This is a genomic window from Streptomyces sp. SID13726, from assembly GCF_010548375.1.
In the GTDB taxonomy this organism is placed as follows: domain Bacteria; phylum Actinomycetota; class Actinomycetes; order Streptomycetales; family Streptomycetaceae; genus Streptomyces.
Window position 1 is genome coordinate 1 of record NZ_JAAGLY010000123.1, and the last position, 675, is coordinate 675.

Below are 675 nucleotides of genomic sequence, written 5' to 3' on the forward strand. Positions count from 1 at the left end.
GCAAGGTCGCGCTCTGGGTGACGGTCATCTTCGGCGTCGCGCACGCGTCGAACCTGATCACCGAGGGCGTCGGGGCGTTCGCGCAGGTCCTCGCGACGATCGTCGCGGGCTACTTCTTCTACCTGATCCGCCGACGCACCGGCGGGATCCTCGTCCCCGCGCTCGTGCACGGCGCCTGGGACTTCTCCCTCGTGTCCAACTTCGTCGTCCCCGGCGAGACCCGGCTCCTGCCGATGGTCGCGATCCTCACGATGCTCGTCCTCGCGGTCGTCGTCCTCGTCGGGCGCAGGAAGATCGAGCCCGCGGCGGCCGTGGCCTGACCGGCCGTGCGGACGCGCGGGTGCCCGGTCGTCAGGACCGGCGCCCGCGCAGCGCGATGACGGGTCCGGAGAACAGCGCGATGCCGAGCATGAACCCGACGTCGTACCAGTTCCCGTTGTTGTCGACCTCGTAGATGCTCACCGTGTCGGTGAAGAGGGACACGATGAACGTGATCGGCAGGATCATCCCCTGCCACAGGCCCCACCAGAACCCGTAGCCGCCGGGGCTCGCGGCGACGTTCGGCCCGGCCGCGCAGGCCCCCAGGAGCAGGATCACCGCGACGGCGAGGGCCGCACCGGCTCCTCGTCGCATCGTCGTGGACATGACGCTCACCTCCGTGTACCCGTCAACGGC

The 675-nt window shown here is 70.1% G+C and carries 2 protein-coding genes; one reads left to right on the forward strand and one right to left on the reverse strand.

Going from position 1 to position 675, the window contains the following annotated elements; genetic code table 11:
- Positions 1–320 (forward strand): CPBP family intramembrane glutamic endopeptidase (locus G3I78_RS46695; protein WP_164436671.1); only part of this gene is annotated, 320 nt, incomplete at its 5' end.
- A 31-nt stretch (positions 321–351) separates the two neighbouring features.
- On the opposite strand, the gene G3I78_RS46700 is transcribed toward G3I78_RS46695, so the two are convergent.
- The coding region (locus G3I78_RS46700; protein ID WP_203616480.1) for a hypothetical protein at positions 352–675 on the reverse strand (324 nt) is incomplete at its 5' end.